Annotated in this window: 20 protein-coding genes; 15 read left to right on the top strand and 5 right to left on the bottom strand. The window is 52.1% G+C overall.

Annotation, left to right across the window (positions count from 1 at the left end):
* The first annotated feature begins 2 nt into the window (after positions 1–2).
* The 5 genes from deoC (at position 3) to BQ7382_RS02110 (ending at position 5433) form a co-directional block, all read left to right on the top strand.
* Positions 3–704, top strand: a complete 702-nt coding sequence (gene deoC / locus BQ7382_RS02090; RefSeq protein WP_077390483.1) for a deoxyribose-phosphate aldolase — start codon at positions 3–5, stop codon at positions 702–704.
* Positions 705–965: 261 nt separating this feature from the next.
* Complete coding sequence (locus tag BQ7382_RS02095; protein WP_077390484.1) at positions 966–2471, top strand: IMP dehydrogenase; 1506 nt, start codon at positions 966–968, stop codon at positions 2469–2471.
* Between the two features lie 9 nt (positions 2472–2480).
* Positions 2481–4058 carry a glutamine-hydrolyzing GMP synthase gene (guaA, locus tag BQ7382_RS02100; protein ID WP_077390485.1) on the top strand — a complete coding sequence of 526 codons (1578 nt, stop codon included), beginning with the start codon at positions 2481–2483 and terminating at the stop codon, positions 4056–4058.
* A 263-nt stretch (positions 4059–4321) separates the two neighbouring features.
* On the top strand, positions 4322–5149 hold the full coding sequence (locus BQ7382_RS02105; protein WP_144082061.1) for a hypothetical protein: 828 nt from the start codon (positions 4322–4324) through the stop codon (positions 5147–5149).
* 29 nt (positions 5150–5178) lie between these two features.
* Positions 5179–5433 carry a hypothetical protein gene (locus tag BQ7382_RS02110; protein WP_205408156.1) on the top strand — a complete coding sequence of 85 codons (255 nt, stop codon included), beginning with the start codon at positions 5179–5181 and terminating at the stop codon, positions 5431–5433.
* A gap of 500 nt (positions 5434–5933) precedes the next feature.
* On the opposite strand, the gene BQ7382_RS02115 is transcribed toward BQ7382_RS02110, so the two are convergent.
* Both BQ7382_RS02115 and BQ7382_RS09395 read right to left on the bottom strand, forming a co-directional pair.
* The gene (locus BQ7382_RS02115) at positions 5934–7142 is read right to left on the bottom strand and encodes an IS256 family transposase (RefSeq protein ID WP_162840634.1); all 1209 of its coding nucleotides are present in this window, start codon (positions 7140–7142) and stop codon (positions 5934–5936) included.
* Positions 7143–7302: 160 nt separating this feature from the next.
* Positions 7303–8720, bottom strand: a protein-coding gene (locus BQ7382_RS09395; RefSeq protein WP_144082062.1) for an IS3 family transposase whose coding sequence is annotated in 2 segments (ribosomal slippage) — positions 7303–8156 and positions 8156–8720 — 1419 coding nt in all. Because the reading frame shifts where the segments join, the coding sequence is not laid out codon by codon here.
* A 594-nt stretch (positions 8721–9314) separates the two neighbouring features.
* On the opposite strand from BQ7382_RS09395, the gene BQ7382_RS02135 reads away from it, so the two are divergent.
* Entirely contained in the window at positions 9315–10094 is a 780-nt protein-coding gene (locus tag BQ7382_RS02135; RefSeq protein WP_077390490.1) for an alpha/beta hydrolase, read from the top strand.
* Positions 10095–10145: 51 nt separating this feature from the next.
* On the opposite strand, the gene BQ7382_RS02140 is transcribed toward BQ7382_RS02135, so the two are convergent.
* Positions 10146–10745, bottom strand: a complete 600-nt coding sequence (locus tag BQ7382_RS02140; RefSeq protein ID WP_077390491.1) for a TetR/AcrR family transcriptional regulator — start codon at positions 10743–10745, stop codon at positions 10146–10148.
* Between the two features lie 305 nt (positions 10746–11050).
* On the opposite strand from BQ7382_RS02140, the gene BQ7382_RS02145 reads away from it, so the two are divergent.
* From BQ7382_RS02145 to BQ7382_RS02170, 6 genes are all read left to right on the top strand, one after another.
* A complete protein-coding gene (locus BQ7382_RS02145) occupies positions 11051–12610 on the top strand; it encodes a xylulokinase (RefSeq protein WP_235847916.1) in 1560 nt (519 codons plus the stop codon).
* A 1-nt stretch (position 12611) separates the two neighbouring features.
* Positions 12612–13895: an MFS transporter gene (locus BQ7382_RS02150; protein ID WP_077390492.1), complete on the top strand. Its 1284-nt coding sequence runs from the start codon at positions 12612–12614 to the stop codon at positions 13893–13895.
* A gap of 32 nt (positions 13896–13927) precedes the next feature.
* Positions 13928–15391, top strand: coding sequence for an aspartate aminotransferase family protein (locus BQ7382_RS02155; protein WP_077390493.1), 1464 nt, complete (start codon positions 13928–13930; stop codon positions 15389–15391).
* Between the two features lie 44 nt (positions 15392–15435).
* On the top strand, positions 15436–16767 hold the full coding sequence (locus BQ7382_RS02160; protein WP_077390494.1) for a RuBisCO large subunit C-terminal-like domain-containing protein: 1332 nt from the start codon (positions 15436–15438) through the stop codon (positions 16765–16767).
* Positions 16768–16853: 86 nt separating this feature from the next.
* Complete coding sequence (locus tag BQ7382_RS02165) at positions 16854–17483, top strand: HAD-IB family phosphatase (protein ID WP_159437199.1); 630 nt, start codon at positions 16854–16856, stop codon at positions 17481–17483.
* Positions 17484–17539: 56 nt separating this feature from the next.
* Positions 17540–19813: an oxidoreductase gene (locus BQ7382_RS02170; RefSeq protein ID WP_205408157.1), complete on the top strand. Its 2274-nt coding sequence runs from the start codon at positions 17540–17542 to the stop codon at positions 19811–19813.
* Positions 19814–19830: 17 nt separating this feature from the next.
* On the opposite strand, the gene BQ7382_RS02175 is transcribed toward BQ7382_RS02170, so the two are convergent.
* Both BQ7382_RS02175 and BQ7382_RS02180 read right to left on the bottom strand, forming a co-directional pair.
* Positions 19831–20208: a type II toxin-antitoxin system death-on-curing family toxin gene (locus BQ7382_RS02175; protein ID WP_077390496.1), complete on the bottom strand. Its 378-nt coding sequence runs from the start codon at positions 20206–20208 to the stop codon at positions 19831–19833.
* Positions 20205–20447 (bottom strand): type II toxin-antitoxin system Phd/YefM family antitoxin, encoded by a 243-nt coding sequence (locus BQ7382_RS02180; protein WP_077390497.1) that lies wholly within the window; start codon positions 20445–20447, stop codon positions 20205–20207. Before BQ7382_RS02180 ends, BQ7382_RS02175 begins: the two co-directional genes overlap by 4 nt.
* A 160-nt stretch (positions 20448–20607) precedes the next feature.
* Here BQ7382_RS02180 and BQ7382_RS02185 point away from each other — a divergent pair, with 160 nt between their 5' ends.
* The 3 genes from BQ7382_RS02185 (at position 20608) to BQ7382_RS02195 (ending at position 25097) form a co-directional block, all read left to right on the top strand.
* The gene (locus BQ7382_RS02185) at positions 20608–22668 is read left to right on the top strand and encodes an ATP-dependent helicase (protein ID WP_077390498.1); all 2061 of its coding nucleotides are present in this window, start codon (positions 20608–20610) and stop codon (positions 22666–22668) included.
* Positions 22669–22880: 212 nt separating this feature from the next.
* Complete coding sequence (locus tag BQ7382_RS02190; protein ID WP_077390499.1) at positions 22881–24155, top strand: WYL domain-containing protein; 1275 nt, start codon at positions 22881–22883, stop codon at positions 24153–24155.
* On the top strand, positions 24156–25097 hold the full coding sequence (locus BQ7382_RS02195) for a WYL domain-containing protein (protein WP_077390500.1): 942 nt from the start codon (positions 24156–24158) through the stop codon (positions 25095–25097).
* Positions 25098–25149: the final 52 nt, after the last annotated feature.

A 25149-nucleotide genomic window follows, 5' to 3' on the forward strand; every position in this document is an offset into this window, starting at 1 on the left:
AAATGGACGATCAGGAAAAAGCCCGAATACTGTCGGCGTGCGACCACACTCTGCTTAAGCAGACTGCGTCCTGGGACGACATCAGGATCCTGTGCCAGGAGGCTGTGAAGTGGAGGTGCGCATCAGTATGCATTCCCCCATGCTACGTCAGAGACGGAGCGGATTATCTCCGGGAACTCAAGGAAGAGCAAGGCGTGCCCGAGGATCAGGTGAAGGCCTGCACAGTGATAGGGTTCCCGAATGGCTACAGCACCACGGAGTCCAAGGTCTTCGAGGCCCGGGATGCCATCGAGAACGGCGCGGACGAGATCGACATGGTGATCAACGTGGGCCGGGTGAAAGCCGGGAACATCGGCCAGACCGCAGAGGAGATCCGCCAGGTGAAGGAAGCGGCAGGCGACAGGATACTGAAGGTCATCGTGGAGACATGCTTTCTCACGGACGAGGAAAAGAAGCAGATGTGCCACGCGGTGATGGACGGGGGTGCGGACTTTATCAAGACGTCCACAGGCTTTGCCACCGGAGGCGCCACCTTCGGCGACATCCGGCTCATGGCCGGAGAGATCCAGGGCAGGATCGGCATCAAGGCCGCCGGTGGTATCAGATCATTTGAAGATGCGGCCCGTTTCATGGAACTCGGGGCTACGAGGCTCGGCACCAGCCGCCTGGTCAGGCTGGCCGAGGCGGAGGAAAAGAAAAGATGATCTGCGGGCGTTTCCGGGAGCCTGAGATGGCGGCGTGAAGTGCAGGATTTAGCACTTCACCGGACACACCAATTGTGTTATACTTTTACGCAATCTAGCATTTTTCTGATGAGCTCAGTAGTGCCGGAACGCGTGCGCGCTGCAGACTCGTCATTTTTTGTAAATATAAATCTTTTATTTCTTTTTATTCTATCTTAGTAAACAATTTGGCACACCAATCACGCTGACCACCAGCAGGCACAAAGAAAGGAAAGGTACAAAATGGCAACAGTACTGTCGGAACCATCAAGAACTTTTAACGAGTATCTGTTAATTCCCGGATACTCCAGCGCAGAAGCAAGACCGGAAAACGTATCTCTGAGAACGCCGGTGACGAAGTTCAGGAAAGGCGAGGAGCCGGCCATTACAATGAACATTCCTCTGGTTTCCGCAGTAATGCAGGCCGTTTCAGACGACAATATGGCCGTTGCACTGGCCAAGGAGGGCGGCATCGCCTTCATCTACGGCTCTCAGTCCATCGAGAGCCAGGCCGAGATGGTGAGAAGAGCCAAGGCATACAAAGCAGGATTCGTGACATCAGATTCCAACATCAGGCCTGACCAGACTCTTGCGGACATCCTGGACCTCAAGAAGAAGACGGGCCACTCCACAGTAGCAGTTACCGAGGACGGCACATCCAACGGAAAGCTCCTCGGAATGGTGACGAGCAAGGATTACAGAGTAAGCAGACTATCCCAGGACACCAAGGTATCCGATTTCATGACGCCTCTGGACAAGCTGGTGTGCGGAAAGACCGGCATCACCCTCTCTGAGGCCAACGACATCATCTGGGAGAACAAGATCAACCAGCTTCCTATCATAGACGACGACATGAGACTCCAGTATTTCGTGTTCAGAAAAGACTACGATACCCACAAGGAGTATCCAAATGAGCTCCTTGACGAGAACAAGAGCTACGTCGTAGGCGCCGGCGTCAACACCAGAGACTATGAGGAGAGGATCCCGGCCCTGGTGGAAGCCGGAGTAGACGTGCTCACCATTGACTCCTCAGAGGGATATTCCGAGTGGCAGGCCAGGACGCTTAAGTGGGTGAGAGACACCTACGGAGATAAAGTGAAGATCGGTGCCGGTAATGTCGTTGACGCCGAGGGCTTCAACTTCCTGGTGGAGAGCGGCGCCGACTTTGTCAAGATCGGTATCGGCGGCGGCTCCATCTGCATCACCAGAGAGCAGAAGGGTATCGGCCGTGGACAGGCTTCCGCTGTTCTGGACGTTGCAAAGGCCAGAGACGAGTACTACGAGAAGACAGGCATCTACGTGCCGATCTGCTCCGACGGCGGCATCGTATACGATTACCACATGACGCTGGCCCTGGCCATGGGAGCTGACTTCCTCATGCTGGGCAGATACTTCGCCCGTTTCGACGAATCCCCTTCCGCAAGGCTCATGGTAAACGGAAACTACGTGAAAGAGTACTGGGGCGAGGGCTCCGCAAGAGCGAGAAACTGGCAGCGCTACGACCTGGGCGGCGACGCGAAGCTGAAGTTCGAGGAAGGAGTGGACTCCTACGTTCCTTATGCAGGATCCCTCCACGATAACGTGAATCTGTCTCTGGACAAGGTGAAGTCCACAATGTGCAACGTGGGCGTTCTCAGCATACCGCAGCTCCAGAAGGAAGCGAAGCTGACACTCGTATCTGCCACATCCATCGTGGAGGGCGGAGCACACGACGTTATCCTCAAAGAGAGCAGAAGCAATATCAGGTAGGTAGTAAACATGGCCCAGAACAAAATTTTGATCGTGGACTTCGGTGGTCAGTACAACCAGCTCATCGCCAGAAGAGTCAGGGAGTGCGGCGTGTACTCCGAGGTCCGGAGCTACGAAAACGTGACACTGGAGTCCATCAGGGAGTTCGACCCGAAGGGCATCATTTTCACGGGTGGTCCTCAGAGCGCATACCTCGAAGGCGCCCCGTCCATCGACAGCGAAGTCTTTTCCCTGGGACTCCCTATCCTGGGGATCTGCTACGGCGCACAGCTCATGGCATATAAGCTGGGGGGAAAGATCGCAACAGCTCCTGTCAGCGAGTACGGCAGAACAGATGTTGTTGTTACAGGAAAAAAAGGCCTGCTCAAGGGCGTAGATGACGAGACGGTATGCTGGATGAGCCACACGGATTATATCCAGCAGGTGCCTGAGGGCTTCGAGATAACTGCGCACACCGAAAACTGCCCTGTTGCCGCAATGGAGAACAGAGAAAAAAGATTTTTCGCAGTACAGTTCCATCCTGAGGTAAATCACACCATTCAGGGAAGCATGATGATCCGCACCTTCGTCAGGGACATCTGCAGCTGCGAAGACGACTGGCAGATGGGGTCCTTTGCGGAGAGGCAGATCAAGGCTATCAGAGAAAAAGTCGGTGATGGCAAGGTGCTGTGCGCTCTCTCCGGCGGAGTGGATTCCAGCGTTGCAGCGGTTCTTCTTGCAAAAGCCGTCGGCAAGCAGCTCACCTGCGTGTTCGTGGACCACGGCCTTCTGAGAAAAGACGAGGGAGACCAGGTGGAGTCCGTATTCGGACCTGACGGGCAGTATGACCTGAACTTTATCCGAGTGAACGCCCAGCAGAGATATTACGACAAGCTGGCAGGGATCACGGAGCCGGAGGCGAAGAGAAAGGCCATCGGAGAGGAGTTCATCAGGGTCTTTGAGGAAGAGGCAAAGAAAATTGGAAAGGTGGATTACCTGGTACAGGGCACCATCTATCCTGATGTGATCGAGAGCGGCCTCGGGAAATCCGCGGTGATCAAGTCCCACCACAACGTCGGCGGACTGCCGGATCACGTGGACTTCAGGGAGATCATCGAGCCACTGAGGATGCTTTTCAAGGACGAGGTGAGGGCGCTCGGCACCGAGCTGGGATTGCCTGACTACCTGGTGAACAGACAGCCGTTCCCGGGCCCTGGCCTTGGCATCAGGATCATCGGCGAGATCACAGCGGAAAAGGTGAAGATCGTTCAGGACGCAGATGCTATTTACCGTGAGGAGGTAGATAAGGCCGCGGCGGAGTATGCCGAGGCGCACGACGGACAGCAGCCTTCATGGAAGCCGGCCCAGTACTTCGCAGCTCTCACAAACGTCCGTTCCGTTGGGGTCATGGGAGACTTCAGGACCTACGACTATGCGGTGGTTCTGAGAGCCGTTGAAACATCAGACTTCATGACAGCCACGGCAGTGAATATTCCGTGGGACATCCTGCAGAAGGTAATGAACAGGATCACAAACGAAGTAGATCACGTAAACAGAGTATTCTACGACCTGACCTCAAAACCGCCGGGGACAGTGGAGATGGAATAACTTAACATTAAATATAAAGATCCCGAAAGCATTGAAATGTCAATACTTTCGGGGTTTTGCTTTTCTCTGGTAAGTTTTTTTCTGCTCATTGCTGAAGTGTCGCCTGAAGCAAAGAACTTATATGCACGGGCTCCAATGACTTTTGTTTCCGCCATGTTTAGACCGCCACCTATAATAGCACCTACGGATGAAGATGGCCTGTTTCGCAACAGATACAGGTCGTGGATAAATCCGGGCTCCCTTTGTATCTGTCGGTCAGGACGATGTATCACATTCACGGGGATGGAATCGAATTCGTTGTTGTAGAGCTTCCTGATCATTTCGACTTTCGTATTCGCCAACTGGAGAGACAAATCGAATTATACAAAGGACATTTTAAAACGAATGTGGCATTTTCACTCGAGCATATTTCCCGATATCAGAGAGAAGTACTGATTGGTAATGGAGTACCATTTGTATGTATCCCTGATCAGATCTATCTTCCGTTTCTGGGGATGCTGCTGACGAACCGGTTTCACGATAATGCATCAGTAGATGCGGACAGACTGTCGCCAACCGCCCAGGCTTTATTCTTGCTTCTGGCATACGGAAGTGAAAGCGATCGATACAGTAAGACCCGGGCTGCCAAAATACTTGGTGTTACAAATACCACGATGACCCGCGCCAGCAAACAGCTTAACGCAGCAGACGTAACTCTGGAGGAAACCGAAGGGACGAAGACATATATACGTAAGGCGGTTCAGGGGGCAGATTTTTTTGAGGCAGGAAAGCCATATCTTATCGATCCGATACAGCGAATTGCATATGTCAGAGAAGCCGATGATATGTGGGATCTACCGGAGGCAGGGGAGACAGCACTAAGTGTTTTGTCAATGCTCAATCCACCTGCAGTTAAAACCAGAGCGATCTGGAAGAATGACATGAAATCGAAAGACTATATCATGGTTGATCCGAAATTTGAGACTGCAGATGACTATATCCGTTTGGAGGAATGGAAATACTCACCAAAACTTTTTGCCAGAGATGGAAAAGTAGATCCGATTTCTTTGTACTGTGCCCTGCGTGATGATCCGGATGAGCGCATTCAGTGAGAATTAGAACAAGTGATGGAGAATATTAAATGGCTGTAATGGGAATGGAAGCCTTCAAAAGATCTTTTGAAGGTTATGAGGACTGCTACACAATTATAGGCGGAACTGCTTGCGATATTCTGATGTCTGAAGCACAACTGGATTTCAGAGCTACAAAAGATATCGATATGATTATCCTATTGGAAGACCGGTATCAGAAATTTGCTCAGAAGTTCTGGAGCGGGGGCAGAGTCAAGGGACAGTACGCTGGCCACAGGCGGGTCAGACTTGCTCAAACCAATTAGCAGGATGGGCAATTTACACACGATTCAAGACTTGACCAGTTCGCAAAGCCGATACAGAGGGATTTTAGATAGTACGCAAATTCCGCTGTAAAATCAGCAAAAAATACAGCGGAATAGAGAGAAAGTGCAAATCCCTCTGTACGGCCACACCTGCTCATATGTCAGCTCGCAAAGCCGATACAGAGGGATTTTAGGTAGTGCGCAAATTCCGCTGTAAAATCAGCAAAAAATACAGCGGAATAGAGAGAAATGTTGTGACCCCAAAAAGTTAGACCTGAGAGAGACTGTTTCAAAGTCTGTGTAAACTCAAAATTACTAACGTAAGATAAGTTGATATTTCTGTGGTCAGGCGGTCATTTCAGGCCATCCTAACCTTAACAGCATTGTAACGTAAGATTATTACATGTCAATATGGGGATTCTCTTTGGCTTTGTGTCGCCCAGAATCCCCGTATCAATGCCAGTCTGGACTGCCTTTAAACAGGTCCAGACTGGGCATTTTTAATAACTGTGTCCTTCTAGCCGTTCCTCAAAATAGATTTCCAGCTGGGAATGGATCTGCCCCCAATCCTGGCGGTGCCCCGTCCATTTCTTTGTAATATCGATTATCGCCAGATACAGCATCTTCAGCAGGCTGTCGTCCGAAGGAAAGACTGTTTTTGATTTCGTCACTTTCCGGAGCTGACGATTGAATCCTTCAATCGTATTGGTCGTATAGATCAGACGCCGCACAGCTTCTGGATATTTGAAATAAGTTGCCAGATTCGGCCAGTGTTCATTCCATGACTTTGAGATTTTTGGATACTTGACGTCCCATTTTTCTCCAAATTCATCCAGATTTGAAAGGGCAGTCTGTTCATCTGGAGCAGCATACACTTTTTTCAAATCGGCCATGAGCTTTTTCAAGTCCTTGTATGATACATATTTCGTAGAATTGCGAATCTGGTGGATAATACACTGCTGGACCTCCGCATGCGGATAGACGGCTTCGATCGCCTGTGGGAACCCGGTCAGGCCATCTACGCAGGTGATCAGTATCTCCTCCACACCGCGATTCTTCAGGCTGTTCATGATGGAAAGCCAGAATTTTGCGCTCTCGTTTTCCCCAACGTACATGCCCAGAACATCTTTTCTGCCGGACATATCAATACCGATAGCAATGTAAACGGCTCGTTTCACAATACGACCTTCGCTGCGTACATGGTAATGGATCGCGTCCATGAAAACAACCGCATAGACTTCTTCCAGGGGACGTTCCTGCCATTCTTTGACGATTGGAAGGATCTTGTCCGTGATCCTGCTGATCGTGCTGTCAGAGATCTCGATATCGTAAAGATCACGCATATGGCTCTCGATGTCCGCTGTTGTCATTCCTTTGGCGTACATAGAAATGATTTTCTCTTCCATGTCCTGCGTAATGGTATTCTGATACTTTTTGATAACCTGGGGCTCAAATTCCCCCTTTCGATCTCTGGGAACATCTATCTCCATGTCACCGTAGCTGGTATGCATGGTCTTCTTTGAATAACCATTCCGGCTGTTGTCCGTTTCTTTGTTCTTGTAATCATATCTGGAATAACCGAGTTCTTCGTTCATCTCAGCGTCCAGTGTACCTTCCAGGATGATGGACATCATATCTCTCATGATCGAATTGACATCTGTACCATCTTTGATGTGAACGTCATTCTCTTTCAGATAGTTGCTCATCATTTCTCGGAGAGCAGCCTTTTGCGGTGAATCTGATCTTCGTCTGGCCATAAAAAACCTCCATACTCGTAAGTCAATCTTACGTTAGTACAGAGGTTTACACAATCTTTGGGATACTCCCACCTGAGAGCGTAGCAGATTTGATTGCTGCTACTCAACTTATTTATGCGGCCTGATGACTGAGTCGGTATTGTACCGGACTCATCCAGCCAAGCTTCTCTTTGATTCGTCGATTATTGTAGTATTCAATATAGTTCTCAATCGCAGTTTTTAAGGATTCGTAACTGTAATAGATCACTCCATAGTATATCTCCTGCTTCAGGAGCCCGAAGAAGTTCTCCATAACAGCATTATCGTGACAATTTCCCTTGCGTGACATGCTCTGGAATATTCGTTCATCCTTCAGTCTCTTTGTATAATCTTTCATCTGGTAAGCCCAGCCTTGATCAGAGTGAAAAGTTCGTCTGAATTTGCAATCTGCAGTGATCTTTACAGCCTCATCAAATGCCTTCATTACATTTTCTGCCGAGGGTTTTCTATCGATTCCAAAGCTTATTATTTCTCCATTAAACAGATCCATGAATGGATCCAGATAGAGCTTTCGTGCTACGATCCTTCCGCCGGGTTTCCTCTCGTAATACTTGAATTCTGAGGTGTCCGTGGTTATCTTCTGGTGCACGATGCTTGTATCGAATCTTCTGTTGATCCTGTTCTTTGCAGTCTTTCCGACCTTTCCCTTGTAGGAGTTGTATTTCCGGTTCTTGCGGCCGAACGAAGTCACCTGCAGACCGTATTTCTGCATGACCCGCTGCACTCTCTTCTTGTTGACTCTGTATCCCTGATTCCTCAGCTCGGCTGTCATTCGCCGGTATCCATAATTCTTATTTTCTTTCTTGATCTCGATGATCTTTTCCACTAACTCCTTATCGGGGTCCGCCTTGCCAAAGCGTTTCTGCCAATACATGTAGGTAGCTTTTGGCATATGTGCATATGAGAGAAGGTCTTTTAGTTTGAATTCTCCTCGGAGGCTGTGGATGACGAACGCCGTTCTCTCATTTCCTTTTCGTCCTCCAAGCGCAGTCTCCTCACGGCTTTTAAAAAAGCATTCTCCAGCCTTAAATGCTCGTTTTCTTTTTCCAGTTCTTTTATGTACTCAGCAGCTGTTTCAGTAATATCTGTCTCTGCTGACTGCAATTTCTGTTCTTTTAATTGTTTTGCCAATACTTCTCTTTGACCTTTCCTGTAAGGCTTTAAAGCATCCGGACCAGCCGCACGATAACGCTGTACCCAGCTTGTGATCACGCTTGGGTTTCTGATACCTTCCTGTAAAGCCAGTTTTCTATACGACATGTTACTTGACAAATACAACTCTACAACAGAAAGCTTTTTTTCGAAAGTGTAAACTTCTGGCTTCGTTTGACGCTTGAGTCCCGCATCACCAAACCTTTCATATGCGTGGACCCAATTTCTTACACATGCGCAACCAAGCCCGTATCTATTTGCGAGGACCCGGAATCCTCCTTCACCGTTTAAATAAGAATTGATGACCTTCTTCTTAAATTCAAAATCGTACTTAGACATAAAGATTGACCTCCAATCGCTAGATTCTTGATCTAACTTTTTGGGGTCAGCTCAAAAGTGCAAATCCCTCTGTATGGCCGGATAACCCGGTTCGATTGGCTCCAAATCGCATTCTGTGTTATCAGTTATACAATGTGCAGAAAATAGCGTATAATATGACCAAAAGAGTCCATATACAAAATGTTGATTATCCATACTTTTTGTGAGCCCATAATGTTGATACAGGCAACGTATTGAATAAATAAAATGTTGGCTTAAGACAGAACGGGAAATACGATTGGATCGTGTGAAACCTGGAATGTCTGATCGTGCAGGGTGCAAGGCAGGTCGGAAAGACCTTTGCAGTTGAACGATTCTTTTCCAGACAGCTGCTGGACAAAGAAAATCATTAATTTCAGTACTTGGAAGGTATCTGTCACGTAAGTATCTAACATGGGTAAGAAATCATCCTGTCTGCTATATATTAAAAGGCAGTGGTTCAATTCCCACTCTGCGTAGATAGCATGGCTCCGAATGGTGTGCTAAGATTTTTTAGCAGAAGGGAAGCGTGCTTTTCCTGGAAAAAGAAAGTAGCTTTATGCGGAGGTTGGTTGAATGAATAGTTCGAAAATATCAAAACAAGACGGCCACATCGTTCCGGTGGTCTGCGAGGTGCCGGAGGAGGCGGATTCCGTCGTCATAATGGTCCACGGGTTTACCAGCAGCAAGGAATGTCCCACTGGGGAGCTCCTGCTCCGGAGGATGCCTGAGGCGGGGATCGGAGTCGTGCTTTATGATCAGCCGGGACACGGAGAGGAAGAGGCGAAGGAAGATCCGTTCAGGATAGAGAACTGCATGGACAGTCTGGCTGCCGTGGAAAAATATGTCCGGACGAACTGGCCGGAAAAGGAGATATTCTACTTTGCTTCAAGTTACGGGGCATATCTGACGGGACTCTATCTTGAAAGGAGAGACCACGTCGGCACACACCTGCTGATGAGGAGCGGGGCCGTGATAATGCCGTGGCTTTTCCTCGGTGCACCTGGATCGGATCCTGATCCGGCGACTTTGAAGGAGCTCGACGAAAAGGGATATCTCATGCTTGGGATGCCCGGGACAAAGCAGATCAAGGTCCCTAGGGGCATGTTCGAGGATATGATGCTTCCGGAGAATGACCTCTTTGGGAATTTTGGAGAGTCAGACCACGGAAATACCAGGGTAGCCATGGTCCACGGGGAAAAGGACCAGGTCGTTCCTGTTCAGTTCGCAAGACAATTTGCAGAAAAATACCATCTGCCGATCACGGTCTTTGAAGGACAGGGCCATTCGCTCAGCGACGACCCGGCTTGCCCCGATAAGGTGGCCGACCTGGCGATAGAATTTTTCAGGGAATAAAAGCTCTTTCATCGCAGCCGAAGAGATAAACAAAAGGCAGAAGGAGCATGATCAGCCCCTGTACCCCTCGAGCAGGTCTGCAACGCGGCGGGAGACCTCTTTTTCCAGGTCGTCCATCCCGTCCTGAGGGGTGTCAGGCCACAAAAACTGCGACACGAAATAAAGCCCGATCAGAGCGTCTGCGATTTCTGACGGGTCTATTTTTTTGTTCAGCTCGCCCTTTTCCTGGCCGCGCTCCACGATCCGCACGAGGATCTCGGACATCCGCCTGCCGGTGTCGTAGAGTTCGCTGTCGGTACGGGCGTTCATGTAGGTTATGCGGCGCGCCAGGTCCGGGTATTTTGCCGAGGCGCAGACGAAAACAGCCAGGGTCCTGCTGAGGCAGTCCACGGTGCTGAGCCCGTCGGAGTCAGCCACCAGCTGGGCCTCGCCGGCTTCCAGCACGTCCTCGCAGGTCCCGATGAGCAGGCTCTCCTTGTTCGGAAAATAATTGTAAACGGTGGCCTTCGTCAGCCCCACCCTGCCGGCGATGTCCTCCATGGTGGTCTGTTCATACCCTTTTGATGTGAACAGCCGCCGGGAGGCCTTCAGGATCTGCTCACGGTTATTGATCTTATTTTCTTCTCTTTTTGACAGTGTTTCGTTTCTCATACCCGGCCATTATAGCGTATCAGGTGAAAAAAATGCAATCGGTTTGCGGACTGGTCCGGCATCCCGCGGATGGAATGAGGGGCGGGTTGCTGTTTTGTACGTATTGACAAACAATTTTACTCAAGTATAATTATTACAAACAAATTTTACTCGAGTATAAAATTTTTTGAAGGGCAGTGAGACGGTGCAGAGCGGCACCAGGCAGGGGCGAATGAGGCCTGGGCGCCGGCTGCGATGACAGAGATGGTCGGATAACAACAAAATAATATGAGACAGTGTGATCAAGCTGGGAGGCGGTGATCTCTATGAAGGTTATCACTTACGATGTCGGCACCACGGGCTTCAAGACGGCAATGTTTGAAATATCCTCGGAAGAGGGTATCCGCCTTGTTGCGGATGCTGTAGGCCACTACAAGCTTACCATCCTCCCGAACGGAGGGACTGAGCAGGACCCGAAAGACTGGTGGCGCGCCATGTGCAGTGGGACTAATGAGGTCCTGGAGAAGTCGGGCGTACCAGCCTCTGAGGTCAAGGGTATTTCCTTCTGCTCACAGGTGGGCACCCTGGTCATGGTGGACGAGCATGGGAATGCCCTGAGGCCGGCGATGAACATAATGGACACCAGAGCCACAGCCCAGTTCGGCCGGATAATGGGCTCAGGAGTGAAGGTGGAAGGCCTCAATGCGAAGAGACTACTGACGTTTCTGAGGATCACAGGGCTGGCCTCCACCAGCGCAAAGGATTCTGTCTGGCGATATCTCTGGGTCAAGGAAAACGAACCGGAGATTTTTTCGTGTACTTATAAATGGATAGACACAAAGGAGTATCTGATATTCAGAGCCACAGGCAAACTGATGGCCAGTCGTGATGATGCCTATATGACATTTCTCTATGACTACAAGAAAAAAGAGTGGAGCCGGGAGCTTTGCAGAATGACCGGTGTAAACATGGACCATCTGCCGGAGGTCTGTGATTCTACGGCGGTGGTAGGGGAACTCCTGGAAGGTCCGGCAAAAGAGCTGGGACTGGAACCAGGCACGGCTGTAGTGTCCGGTGGAACTGATATCAGCTTGTGTCAGGTCGGTGCAGGAGCCGTCCGCCCTGGAGATGTGTCCATATGCGGAGGAACATCGGGATGGGTGTGCACCACAGTGGACAAGATGACGGTGGACGTAGCTTCGGGCATCGGAAGTGTCGTTTGTGCGGATCCCAGGACGCTGCTTTATACAGCAGACTGTGAGACAGCTGGAAAATGTCTTGAATGGGCAAAGGAGAGACTTCAGGGGACGCCATTCGACTCATACAGAGAGATGTTCGACGCAGTGGAAAGGGCTCCGGCGGGAAGCCACAATGTGGTGTTCTCACCGTGGATGCATGGTAACAGATGCCCGTTTGAGGATCCCCTTTCGAGAGGTGTTTTCTTCAACGTAGATGTGAACTGCCATTCGAGCGACCTCATCCGGGCTGTGGTAGAAGGCGTGGCCATGCACATGCGGTGGCTTCTGGAGACCAGCGAACGCAACGTGAAGACCAACCCTGCTCTACGATTCGTCGGAGGTATCGCGAGAACACCTGTCGTGGGACAGATCATGGCAGACGTTACGAAACGCACTATCGAGGTGCCTGAAGTCCCGGAACAGTCCGGTACGGCCGGGGCAGCTGCAGTCCTTGCTGTGGCCTTCGGTATGCTGGACAGCATACAGGATGTCCGGGAAATAATAAAGATCCGGGACAGATTCGAGCCGGATGAGGCGAATATAAGAGTATATGACCGCATTTTCCCGGTATTCAAGGAACTATATAAGGCTAACAAAAAAGCCTATCAGACGCTGAACGGGCAGGAGCCCGGAGCGGCGGGGGAATAGAATGATGGATGGCAACGACAACGAAGAAAGGGGATACAAGGTATATCCGTACAGATGGGTGGTACTGACCGTGTTCCTTCTGATCAGCGCCATGATCCAGCTGCTGTGGGCAACGTTTTTCTCCATTACCACTGCAGCGTGGAAGTATTTCGGGTTCGCGTCGGCAGACAGCGGAGAGAGGGCCATAAGCCTTTTGTCGGTGATATTCATGATCGGCATGGTGGCACTGTCAGTACCGGCATTTGCCGCCTTTGAAAAATGGGGATTCAAAAAAGCCGTGAGCTTCGGGGCAGCCGTAATGGGCGTCTGCGGAGTGATACGTGGCATCGGTGGAAACTCCTACAGGGTGGTGCTGGCCATGACCATAGGATTCGCCGTAGCCCAGCCGTTCATTATGAACGCTCCCGGCCTGGTGGCAGGAAAGTGGTTCCCGGAGAGCGAGAGGGCCACGGCGAATGGTGCGGGCCTGCTGGCGAACTACGTAGGAATGTCCGTGGGGCTGATCGTGACGCCCCTCCTGTACGAGCACGGGATGGGCATCAGAAGCATATTGCTTCTGTACGGCGCCGCCTCGGCAGTGTCGGCGGTATTGTTCATCGCCTTTGCGAGGGAAAAGCCGCCTACGCCGCCTTGCTCCGCAACGGACGCGGAGAGACTGGACTTTCGCGAGGGCCTGAGAGGCGCTTTCAAAAAGAAAAACTTCCGCGGATGCCTTCTCTCGTTTTTTCTGCTCTTCGGGATCTTCAATACGGTGTTCACCATGATAGAGCCGCTCATGCACACCATGTCTGGAGGTACGGTGGGCAGCACCCAGTCGGGAGTCATCGGCGTGGTGATCCTCATAGTTGGGATCGTCGGAAGCCTGGTGATCTCCATGATGTCTGACAGGGATACCCTCCACAGGAGGCTTAAGTATATCGTGGCAGTCAACATTGTTGGAATGATAGGGTTCGCCATGTTCCTCGTGCTAAGAGGCATTTCGGGGATGATCGTCGCAGGGTGCATATACGGTTTTTTCACCATAGGAAGTGCACCGGTGCTCCTGACCCTTGCGGCTGAGGAGGCGTATCCGACCAGCGAAGGAACCAGCGAGGGTATGATGATGCTCACTGGAAACATCGGAGGCGTAATACTCATCGGTATAGCGTCTCTTTTCGGGGACAGGCACATGCTGATAATGCTGCTCATGCTCTGTCTGACAGCCGTGTCCATCTTGAGACTGGCATTTATACGCGAATCAAAACTGAATAAGGAAAAAGTCAATGATATGGCCGATGGCCAATAGCTTTAAGTCTGTTGAAATGGAGGTGGAGATCGATGAAGGAGAACACAGGAAAGCTGGAGCACTACGCGCTTTCTCACTGGCCTGACGCGGATCATGTCGCTTCAAAGATGCAGAAACTGGTGGATGCGCCGCTGCTGCACATAAAGCCGGAAGCCATGAAGAGGTACCTGGCATACTTCGATGAAAAGTGCGCCCGGTCGAAGCAGATGATCGAGGAGGCAAAGGAATACATTCCGGGAGGCGTGCAGCACAATCTCGCTTTCAACTATCCGTTCCCGCTCGCCATGGAGAAGGCCGAGGGAGCATATCTGTACGACGTGGACGGGAACCGCTATGTTGATTACCTCCAGGCAGGAGGGCCGACCATGCTGGGGAGCAATTACCCCGGTATCAACGAGGCAGCGGAGAAGGTCCTGAAGGAGAACGGTGCGGTGATCGGCCTCTTCAATGAATACGAGATGAAGCTGGCGAAGATCATCCACGAGAACATGCCGTGGGTGGAGCGCTACAGGAGCCTCGCCAGCGGCACCGAATCGGACATGGTGGCCATCAGAATAGCGCGTACTTTCACGGGGAAGGCAAACATAGTAAAAGAAGGAGGCGCGTATCACGGGTGGAGCGATCAGCTGGTATACAGTTTGCATATACCGTATACCGGCAGGTTCGAGGCCCACGGGATTCCGAAGGAGTGCACGGCACACACACAGGAGTTTTATCCGGGCAATATCGACTCCCTGCGGAAGATCCTGGAGGAGAATGAAAACAACGGAGGCACGGCGGCAGTCCTGCTTGAGCCTTTCGGGCCGGAATGTGGCACGAGGGTCGCTCACAGAGACTTCTGCGCAAAGGTCCGCCAGCTGTGTGACGAGTTCGGAGCCCTCCTGATCTTCGACGAAGTCGTGACGGCGTTCCGCGCCGGCCCTGGCGGAGCACAGGGCTACCTGAACGTAAGACCGGATCTGACCGTGTTCGGAAAGATCGTCAGCGGAGGATTCCCGATGGCAGGAGGCGTCGGAGGAAGAGCCGACATCATGGACAGCATCGCCGCAGGAGTTGCGGGAGGGGCAGCAAAGGCCTACGTAGGAGGCACACTTTCAGCCAATCCGCTGACGTGCGCGACGGGGTATTATGCGATAAAGGAGATCGTAGAAAAGGATGCTGCGAAGATCGCGGGCGAGCAGGGCGACAAGCTCACCCAGGGTATTCAGAAGCTGATCGACCGCTATCATCTGCCGTTCGTGGCGTGGAATTTCGGATCGATCATCCATTTCGAGGTCTCTGGCGTGATGTATCTGTCCGTACAGGATCCGGACATCATGAAGAAGCTGCCTGAGAGATATGCCAACATCAAGGCATTTGGTGCGGCGATGACGGCAAACGGCGTGATAACTCTGGCGGGGAGCCGCATCTACACCAGCATGGCGGATAACGACGAGACATTGAAGGCCACACTCGACGCCTTCGATGAGGTGTTCAGCAACATAGAAGTTGAATAGAAGAGCAGCCGAAGAAAAACAGATTTATTATAAGGAGGTTAGAAATGATCAGAAAGCTCGAAGATGTGAACATGTCCCACGCATTCCCAGAGGTGGCATTCGATGAGGATTACATCATCGCAACTTATCAGGCGAGAGTGAAGACAGGAAATGTTGAGAGGCTGGCCATGGCTCTGGCCGATGAGCAGACCACGGGAACATGGATAAAGGTCAGCCATGAGACGGCCGACAAAAAGAAGAAATTCGGAGCCAAGGTAGTGTCTATCTACGAGGTACCCGACACCGGAAACGACGTGGTGGAAGACCTTCCTCCGATCTACATCATCCAGGTGGCTTTCCCTATCCGCAACATCGGCACAAGCATCCCGATGATGCTCAGCACTGTGTTCGGTAATATTTCGGCATCAGGAATGGTAAAGTGGATCGACGTTGCGTTCCCGCGCAAATACGTTGAGAAGTTCCAGGGCCCTAAGTTCGGCGTCGAAGGTATGAGAGAGGTTCTTGGTGTTCCAGACAGGCCGCTGCTGAACGCCATGATAAAACCTAATATCGGATGGACCCCTGACGAGGGTGCAGAGCTTTTCTATGAAGCCGCCTGCGGAGGGGTGGACATCATCAAGGACGACGAGCTGATGCCTGCAAACGAAGATTTCTGCCCGCTGGAAGAGCGTGTCAAGAAGTTCATGGCCATGGAAAAGAGGGCCTTCGAGGAGACCGGCGAGCATACTCTGTATGCAGTAAACATCACAGACAGCATCGACAAGCTGAAGGACAACGCGAAGAGGGCGATAGATCTGGGTGCAAATTGCATCATGGTGAACGCATACACGGCAGGACAGGCTGCGCTCAAGATGCTGGCGGACGATCCTGAGATAAACGTCCCTATCCTGGCGCATTCAGATTATGTGGGAGCCACCGTGGCAGGCACATATGTAGGCGTGAACCCGGCACTTCTCATGGGAAAGATAACCCGTCTCTGCGGCGGAGACTTCGAGATCAACGGCCATCCGTGGGGCAAATTCCCTATTCCTTACAAGATGTTTGCAAGGAGCTTCAGGGCGTTCACCCAGCCATGGTGGAACATCAAGCCTATGATGTATGCGGTCTCCGGAGGAACAACACAGCTGATAGTAAAGAACGCTATCGACGTCTGCGGAACAGATATAATCCTGGCTGCAGGCGGTGCCGTTCACGGTCATCCGGAAGGGAGCCGCGCAGGAGCTAAGTCCATGCGCCAGGCCATCGATGCGGCAGTTAAGGGCATCGATCTCGTTCAGTACGCTAAGGAGCAGGCAGCAGAGGGCCACGACGAGCTTCTCAAGATGGCGCAGATGCTGAACCCTGACATCAAGAAGAACTTCGACCTCATGGAATAGCAACGAGCTGCGACCGGCAGTGCGGGAGCCGAGGCTCCCGCACTTTTTTCAGAAAGGGCAGGGAAAACACTATGAGGGAAAATGCTATGTACGAAAAGATCTTGTTCGTAGACTTCGACGGGACGGTCACGTCTGAGGAGACCCTGGAGGGGATACTCAGGAGGTTCACGGATCCCGGGGAGTACGCCAAAGGAGAGGCGGAGTTCAGGGCGGGCCGGATAGGGCTGCCGGAGCTTCTGACATATGCTTTCTCCACCATACCGTACAGCCGCATGGAGGATATCATGGAGTATGTGCGCAGCGTTGAGCTCCGTCCCGGATTCGATGCGTTCCTCGACACAGCAGGAGCCATGGGGATACCGGTGGTGATCATTTCCGGAGGTCTGAGATCCTATGTGGAGGAGATCCTCGAGCCATACAGAGAGAAGATACTGGATGTGTACAGCATAGATTCGGATTGCGTTGACGGGTATATCAGGCTGCTTCCGGAGTACAGGAGCGATCGTGAGCTAATGAACAAGACAGCTGTCATGAAGCGTTACGACTTCGGACAGAGCATATGCATCGGAGACGGGTACACAGACATAATAATGGCAATGGCCGCTGATACGGTGTTTGCCCGGGACGTCCTGGCGGAGCACCTGGCAAAGGCGAAAAAGCCTTTTTACAGGTGGGGCGACTTTTTTGACGTGGAAAAGGTCCTGAAGGAGCTTTGATGCGGCGCTGGCGACCGGCGCATAACGACTGGTACAGCAAGAAAGTGGTGACGACGATGTCAGACAGAGATGATAAGAAAATCGTGCAGGAGCTGGTGGATGGGTACGGCAGCTGGTTCGCGGAGGAGGATTGGCGGGGAGGATCGTCCGGCAGGATGACCGCAGAGCTCTATCCATATGAAAAACTCTTTTCGCCTGTGATGATCAACAGGCTCAAGATCAAAAACAGGATCGTCATGGCGCCCATGGGGAATCTCAACATGTGCGACGAGACAGGAAGGCCGAATGACAAGATGCTGCAGTACTTCTTTGCAAGGGCGAAGGGAGGCGCCGGGCTGCTGACCACGGGCCTCATACCTGTGAGCCACGGGGTCGACCCGTCAGTGACTGAACCGGAGGGCCTGTCGTATTTTCCTCGCATCGACAGGAGCAGGACGGTGCTGGCGGGATGGAGAGACCTGGCTCAGGGAGTACACGCGTACGGAAGCCGGATCTTCATCCAGCTTACGCCAGGCATGGGCAGGGTCGGAAATCCGCAGTGCCTGATGACCCTGAAAAAACTTCCGGTATCGGCCTCGTGGAATCCGAACTACTATATGCCGGAGATCCCGTGCAGGCCTCTTTCGGATCACGCCCTCAAGAAGATCATAAAGAACACCGGACAGGCCGCGGCCGATGCAAAGGCGTGCGGCATCGACGGTGTATATCTTCACGGACACGAGGGGTATCTCCTCGAGCAGCTGACCAATCCTGCGTTCAACAGGAGGAAGACCGGGCGCTACAGCGACTGGCAGGAGTTCGGCATCGATCTGGTCAGGGAGATACGGGATCGTGTGGGAGACCGTTATCCCGTGATGTACAGGATAGACCTGTCCCTGGCTCTGCGGGAGACGTACGGCAGTGAAATGGAGAAGACGAAGGCGCTTCGGAAGTTCGGGAAGGAGCGCATGCCGGAGCAGACACTTGAATACATGGCGAACCTGGTGAAGGCAGGAGTGGATGTGTTCGATGTGGATCTCGGCTGCTATGACAACTGGTGGCTGCCGCATCCGCCTTCAGGAATGCCGGCGGGCTGCTATCTTGAGGTGTCACGGATCGTCAGGGATCACTTTGATGAAAATGGGATCAAGTCAAACGCAGGCATCAGGGTACCTGTGGTCGCTGTGGGGAAGCTTGGCTACCCTGATGTCGCCGAAAAAGCCCTTCGTGAGGAGAAGTGCGACATGGTGATGCTCGGCAGGCCGCTGCTGGCGGATCCGGACTGGCCTCTTAAGGCCTACTCAGGCAGAGTCGACGAGATCCGTCCCTGCATAGGCTGCCAGGAGGGCTGTATCAACGAATTCGTGAACGGAGGCCATCCACAGTGTGCGGTGGATCCGGTCACGGGATTTGAAGACGTGAAGCCCGCGCATCCGTCGCAGGCACATGTCAGGAAAAAAGTGGCCGTCGTTGGCGGAGGCCCTGCGGGAGTTGTGTTCGCTCTCACAGCTGCGGAGAGAGGTCACGAGGTGACTCTGTACGAGCCTGGAAAGATAGGAGGAAAACTCCTGGCTGCTTCGGTCCCTAAGATAAAGTTCGACGTGGAAAACTATGTTATCTACCTGCAGCACCGCGTGGAAAAGGCGGTCAGTCGGGGGCAGATCAGGTGGATAAGGGAGTACGCGACTGCCGAGGGCCTTGCCTCGGGTGGCTTTGACGCTATCGTCACCGCATCGGGAACTAAGGAGACTTCGCCGCATATAGAGGGCATTGAAAAGATCAGGACCGTGCAGGCCCCGGAGCTCCTGGCCCGTCCGGAGCTGCTTGGGGATGCGTCAAAGGTCGTAGTGATAGGCGGCGGGTCAACGGGATGCGAGACCGCATACTGGCTCAGGACAGAGAAAGGCTGTGATGTCGTGGTCGTCGAGATGATGCCAGAACTCATGAAGGGCGTCTGCACGGCGAACCGCGGATACCTCCTCTACTACATGAAGAAGAGCGGTATTCGTGTTTATAACTCGACCTGCGTTAAGAGCTTCGGAGAGAGCACCGTCAATATTGAGGTGAATACCGATAAGAACGTTCCGGATCCGTACAACACGTGGCAGCCGATCCTGCCGGAGAACGTCCTCAACCCATTGGCACCGAAAATAGGAAAGAGCATGAGGAGTGAGGAGCTTGAAGCGGACCTGGCAGTTCTCGCTATGGGAGGCAGGGCAGACGACAGCCTGTACGAGGCCCTGGTGAAGTGCAATGCGGCTCCCGAGATATACAACACCGGAGACAGCTTCAGCGGAGGAAGAGTGCTGGAGGCGGTGAGGGGAGCTTACGCATTGGCGGAAAGAATCTAGGAGAGGGTGTAATTCCTTTAGATCTGATGGTCGATGATCCAATGCAAAAGGTCGTTTAGTGACGATTTGCCTGTAGCAATATTGAGGAAAATATTGACTAATTCATCCTGTGAGTATTCTAGTTCGATGCCATTTAATGCCAGGAATACCAGCATTGCATGAGCTCCAATACGTTTGTTCCCGTCAATAAAAGCGTGATTTGTTACCAGGCCGAATCCGAGGCGCGCGGCCTTTTGCTGAATCGATGGATACATGTATTTGTTTGCATATGATTGGAATGGAGCGTGAAGTGCAGAATCCAGCAATCCGTCATCGCGAATGCCTGTTTCGCCTCCCGTTTCAGTGATGATTTGCGTATGTAAAGCAACGACTTGTTCTTTTGTCAGTACGATCATTTGGCGAGCACCTCATATGCAGTTCTGTTTTTGGCGATGATCCGTTTTGAGATATCGAGAACATCTTCATTGCTGGCAACTTGTTCACTTTCTGCATCATCAAAATCGATAAGAATATACCGCGGTGAATTGTTCTTCAGTATCACCACAGGGCCTTTTTCGTCTACCATACGCGCAACTTTAGAAAAATTCTGATTTGCCTCAGTGATGGAAATAAGATTGTCAGTGTTGATATTCATTTGATAAACCTCCTTTTCCACTATTGTAGACTTTGAATAGGTTAAATTCAACCTATTTGCAGAATCGAGGCAAGGAAACTAATATCGATCTGCTCAAACAGGCAAACAGAATAACTTCAATTCCTCCACGCGGGTAGATAAATGCTATATACTAAACATCATGAAGAAGAAGGAGCTGATCAGAAGCATCGATTTCAAAAACGTTCAATTGTCAGACGAGCAGCTGGAGGCGGTGGAAAATGTGAGCGGCCCTCAGCTGCTCCTTGCGGTGCCCGGAAGCGGTAAGACCACGACCCTGATCGCAAGGCTGATCCACATGATAAGAGATGAGAATATAGACCCCCGCGGCATCCTGGTGATAACCTTCACCAATGCGGCAGCGGCGGACATGAAAAACAGGTTTTTCCAGATGCATCAGGACGAGCAGGAGCCGAACGCATCGTCGGGACATGGCGATGTGAGCGGAGTGACCTTTTCCACGATAAACGGGCTGTGCCTCAGGATATGCCTGTCTTACGCCAGGATATACCACAGGGCGATGCCGGACCTGATATCCGAGCCGGACCGGCGGGCCGCCATCGCCGCCATACTGAGAAAGAACAGCGGTGAATACACGTCGGACAGCGACATACGGGACGCTTCCCAGAAGATCACGTACATCAAGAACATGGGCCTCACGGAAAAGGATATCAAGTCCGACAGGCTCATCGACAGCGGCGACTGGGACGTTTACCGGGAATACAGCAGGACCCTGAAAAGCCGCAAGCTCATGGATTACGACGACCAGATCGTCTTTGCTGCGCAGATATTAAGGGATCCGCGGTTTTCGCGGGTGCTGGACCGGTATCGCAGCAGGTTCCGGTGGCTTATGGTCGACGAGGCACAGGACACGTCGAAGCTCCAGCACCAGATCATCCGGACTCTCGCCGGAGGCCGCGGGAACATCTTCATGGTGGGAGACGAAGACCAGAGCATCTACGGCTTCAGGGCCGCTTTTCCACAGGCGCTCCTCGATTTCCGCGGAACCTGGCCGGAGGCGGAGATCCACCGGCTCCAGACAAACTACAGGTCGGGGAAGGAGATCGTGGAAGCAGCCTCAAGGGTCATCGTGCACAACAGGAACCGCTATGAAAAAAACATGGTCGCCGCCCGGACCGAAGCGGGAGCCTGCAGGGCCGTGGCCGTTCGCAGGAGGGAGGACCAGTACGATGAGATCATCAGGCTCATCGGAGAAAGTGACGAGAAAACAGCGATCCTCTACAGAGATAACTCCAGCGCGCTGCCCCTGATCCTTCGCCTTGAGAGAGCCGGCATCCCATATGAACTGAGGGGGCAGGATGCCGGATTTTTTTCCAACAGGATCGTGACGGAGGCCTCTGACATCCTCACCTTTGCCCTCGACCCGCTGAGGCGTGACATCCTGTGGAAGATATACTACAAATTCGGTGTGAAGATATCCAAGAAGGCAATGGCCCATGCGGTGGAAGCTCCCGGCTGGTCGGGCGATGACCCGTATCTCGATGCTCTCGCGGCTTCGCCCGCTCTAGGTAAGAGCGCCAGGGAGGACCTCAGGGTGCTCCAGGACCAGTTCAGGACCATCAGGCAGAGGAACGACGCGAGGTTCGCGCTGCGCTGTCTGAGGAACGCCATGTCCTACAGGAACGCTTCGAGCGAAAAGCTTTTTATAATGCAGGCCCTGGCAGAAGAGGGAGAAAGCATTCCGGAATTTTTTCAGAAGCTCCGCAGGATGTCTGAGGCTATGGACGGCGGGCATGGGACCGGCGGCGGGAATGTGGTCCTCAGCACGGTCCACGGCAGCAAGGGGCTGGAGTACCCGAAGGTGATCATAATGGACGCCGTGCAGGGGATACTGCCTTCCGGAGAAAACGATGAAGAGGAGGAGCGGCGGATCTTCTATGTTGCCGTCACCAGAGCGATGGACACGCTGGTGATGATGAAATACGGAGACGTGGAAACGCCTTTTCCGGATCAGGCGCTTGGGATCAGGAGAAATGGTCCCATCCGGATCAGTGAGGCGGACAGAAAGGAAGCGGAGGGCTTCGAGGCCGGTTCCCTGGTAAGCCACAGGAGTTTCGGTACTGGCCGGATAGTCAGCATTGACAAGGACGGCAGGGCGGATATCGACTTTGGCGGACGGGGAAAGAAGAAGATGTCTTTGCAGGCGTGTGTCGCCATGGGGATAATAAAGAAATTGAAATGAGATCTTAGTAAGTTGGCAAGTTGAAGTTGAATTTGCCAAACTTTAAGAAAACTTGGCAAATCACTTAAAATATTTGGTAAATCACTTGAAATGCTTGGCAAATCGTAAAATAATTTGGCAAACTGGGTGATCCGTCAAGCATTGAACTGGCAAGATCATTACCTGAAAAGCCGAAAAGTTCTAAACAGAAATTCTATTCCATATAGAAAAACATGGCATACAGTGAAGTGGTTAAAAACTTCAATAAGATCCGCCAATACATGCGCAGCTTCTACGTATATGGCTTCAGGAGCCGCAGCGAGTACACAGAGAAAAGCTCCCGGTCTTATGACGATGAACGGCGCAGGATCGAGAGCTGGCTTGGGGACTACATGCAGTTCCGGCAGGCGCCGGATGGCAGGATAGCGTTCATCTCCATCGACAGCCGTCGCGCTGCCCACAACCCGATGTATAAAGCATGGAAGGCGAAAAGTTTTACAGATGGTGACATCACATTGCACTTTCTCCTTTTCGATATCCTTTCAACTCTCGGAAAAATTTTTTCCATTAAGGAGATAATGAATTCTCTGGACGGATACCTTGCGCAGTTTAAAGAACCGAGGGTGTTTGATGTCTCAACGGTCCGGAAGAAGCTCAACGAATACGCAGCCGAAGGGCTGGTGAATGTGGAGAAAAGGGGGAGGACTGCATACTACAGCCGTGCAGATGACGTGCCGGTGCCTTGCGTGGACGTATTGAATTATTTCTCGGAGGTGATGCCCTGCGGAGTGATAGGTTCCTTCATCCTGGACGGGCAGTCAGGGCAAGTGAGGCAGGAAGATCGGGAAGACCGTGAGGAGTCTGGTCAGCACTTCGCCTTTAAGCACCATTACATTACGGGGACCCTGGACAGCCAGGTGCTGTACGAACTTTTTTCCGCAATACGGGAGAGGAGAGGCGTTGCGCTGGAGACCGTCAACAGGGACAGTGATCGGACTTCGGAGACACGTGTCATCCCCCTCAGGATAATGATAAGTGTACAGAGCGGACGGCAGTACCTGATGGCCTACGTGCCAGCACACCAAAAGATCACGCCCTTCAGGGCTGACAACATCCTTTCGGTCAGTCACGGGGAGATCTGCGAAAACTACGATGAGCTGCAGTGTACCTTCGAGGGCATGCGCCCACATCTCTGGGGCGTCAGCACCCGGAGCCGCTCGAATCAGAGGATGGAGCGCGTGGAATTCACAATAAGATACGCAGATGACGAGCAGTACATCAGGGAACGGCTGGAGCGGGAGAAGCGCTGCGGCACCGTGGAGCACATAGATGAAAACACAAGCAGGTTTACGGCAGACGTTTTTGACGCCTGGGAAATGATCCCGTGGATCAGGACCTTCATCTGCAGGATCACTGACATACATTTCTCTGACAGCAGGCTGGAGGAGCAGTTCTGGCAGGACATCCGGGAGATGTATGCCTTGTACGGCCTGGAAGGAGGCAATTAGATGTTTTTCAGCGAGCTGTACAGCGCGTATTACGTCACCGTTGCGAATGTGCTCAGAGAGGCGGTCACCCGTCCGGTATCCCAGGAAGATATCAGGATAATTGTGGAAAAATACGCCTTTGGTGAGAGCATCTTGTCTATTCCGACAGCTCTGAAGGAAGAACGGTGGCCGCTGCTACGCCCGGACGGGACAGCGGTCCTGAAACACCAGCCCTCAATGCCTCTCACGACCATGGAAAAGCGCTGGCTTAAATCGGTGGCCTGCGACCCCAGAATAAAGCTTTTCGGGGAAATTGACCTCGGCCCGGACTTCGACGGCGTGGAGCCGCTGTTCCTGCCGGAGGACGTGATTGTTTTCGACAGGTTCACCGACGGAGACGATTACACAGATGAGACTTACATTGCGAATTTCAGGCTCATTCTGGACGCCATACGGAAAAAGTATCTGCTGGATATCGAGAGTCTCAGCGGAAGAGGCCGGATGATCAAACAGACCGTCCTGCCGCGGTGCCTGGAGTACTCGGAAAAGGACGACAAGTTCCGCCTCAGGGGAGCGTGTGGCCGCTTCGGGAGCACCCTGAACCTCGGGCGAATCGTAAGCTGCAGGGCGTCTGAGGAAAAAACAGGGGCTTTTTCTGGAAAAGATCGTGCCGTCAGGTCCAGGACTGTGACTTTCCAGCTGGTGGACGAGAGGAAGGCGCTGGAGAGGGTGCTCCTTCACTTCGCACATTTCGAAAAGTCTGCTGAAAAGCTGGATGACAAGCACTACAGTGTGACCATCCATTACGACAAAGAGGACGAGACCGAACTGGTGATAAGAATATTATCCTTTGGACCGCTGATACGGGTCACGACTCCACAGCACTTCGTGGACCTGATAAAACAGAGACTGGCAGATCAGAGATCCATAGACCAGATAGACCATAAAAGTTGCGGGCAGTGAAAGCTCGCAACTTTTTTTCCGTGATTGAACGTGCCGCCGGCACTATACTGTC

The organism is Mobilibacterium timonense (assembly GCF_900155555.1).
Taxonomy (GTDB): Bacteria; Bacillota; Clostridia; order Peptostreptococcales; family Anaerovoracaceae; genus Allobaileyella; species Allobaileyella timonense.

Excerpts from the sequence above, each read along its gene's own strand:
- deoC (WP_077390483.1), top strand. The coding sequence starts at position 3 with ATGGACGATCAGGAAAAAGCCCGAATACTGTCGGCGTGCGACCACACT.
- BQ7382_RS02095 (WP_077390484.1), top strand. The coding sequence starts at position 966 with ATGGCAACAGTACTGTCGGAACCATCAAGAACTTTTAACGAGTATCTG.
- guaA (WP_077390485.1), top strand. The coding sequence starts at position 2,481 with ATGGCCCAGAACAAAATTTTGATCGTGGACTTCGGTGGTCAGTACAAC.
- BQ7382_RS02105 (WP_144082061.1), top strand. The coding sequence starts at position 4,322 with ATGTATCACATTCACGGGGATGGAATCGAATTCGTTGTTGTAGAGCTT.
- BQ7382_RS02110 (WP_205408156.1), top strand. The coding sequence starts at position 5,179 with ATGGCTGTAATGGGAATGGAAGCCTTCAAAAGATCTTTTGAAGGTTAT.
- BQ7382_RS02115 (WP_162840634.1), bottom strand. The coding sequence starts at position 7,142 with ATGATGAGCAACTATCTGAAAGAGAATGACGTTCACATCAAAGATGGT.
- BQ7382_RS02135 (WP_077390490.1), top strand. The coding sequence starts at position 9,315 with ATGAATAGTTCGAAAATATCAAAACAAGACGGCCACATCGTTCCGGTG.
- BQ7382_RS02140 (WP_077390491.1), bottom strand. The coding sequence starts at position 10,745 with ATGAGAAACGAAACACTGTCAAAAAGAGAAGAAAATAAGATCAATAAC.
- BQ7382_RS02145 (WP_235847916.1), top strand. The coding sequence starts at position 11,051 with ATGAAGGTTATCACTTACGATGTCGGCACCACGGGCTTCAAGACGGCA.
- BQ7382_RS02150 (WP_077390492.1), top strand. The coding sequence starts at position 12,612 with ATGATGGATGGCAACGACAACGAAGAAAGGGGATACAAGGTATATCCG.
- BQ7382_RS02155 (WP_077390493.1), top strand. The coding sequence starts at position 13,928 with ATGAAGGAGAACACAGGAAAGCTGGAGCACTACGCGCTTTCTCACTGG.
- BQ7382_RS02160 (WP_077390494.1), top strand. The coding sequence starts at position 15,436 with ATGATCAGAAAGCTCGAAGATGTGAACATGTCCCACGCATTCCCAGAG.
- BQ7382_RS02165 (WP_159437199.1), top strand. The coding sequence starts at position 16,854 with ATGTACGAAAAGATCTTGTTCGTAGACTTCGACGGGACGGTCACGTCT.
- BQ7382_RS02170 (WP_205408157.1), top strand. The coding sequence starts at position 17,540 with ATGTCAGACAGAGATGATAAGAAAATCGTGCAGGAGCTGGTGGATGGG.
- BQ7382_RS02175 (WP_077390496.1), bottom strand. The coding sequence starts at position 20,208 with ATGATCGTACTGACAAAAGAACAAGTCGTTGCTTTACATACGCAAATC.
- BQ7382_RS02180 (WP_077390497.1), bottom strand. The coding sequence starts at position 20,447 with ATGAATATCAACACTGACAATCTTATTTCCATCACTGAGGCAAATCAG.
- BQ7382_RS02185 (WP_077390498.1), top strand. The coding sequence starts at position 20,608 with ATGAAGAAGAAGGAGCTGATCAGAAGCATCGATTTCAAAAACGTTCAA.
- BQ7382_RS02190 (WP_077390499.1), top strand. The coding sequence starts at position 22,881 with ATGGCATACAGTGAAGTGGTTAAAAACTTCAATAAGATCCGCCAATAC.
- BQ7382_RS02195 (WP_077390500.1), top strand. The coding sequence starts at position 24,156 with ATGTTTTTCAGCGAGCTGTACAGCGCGTATTACGTCACCGTTGCGAAT.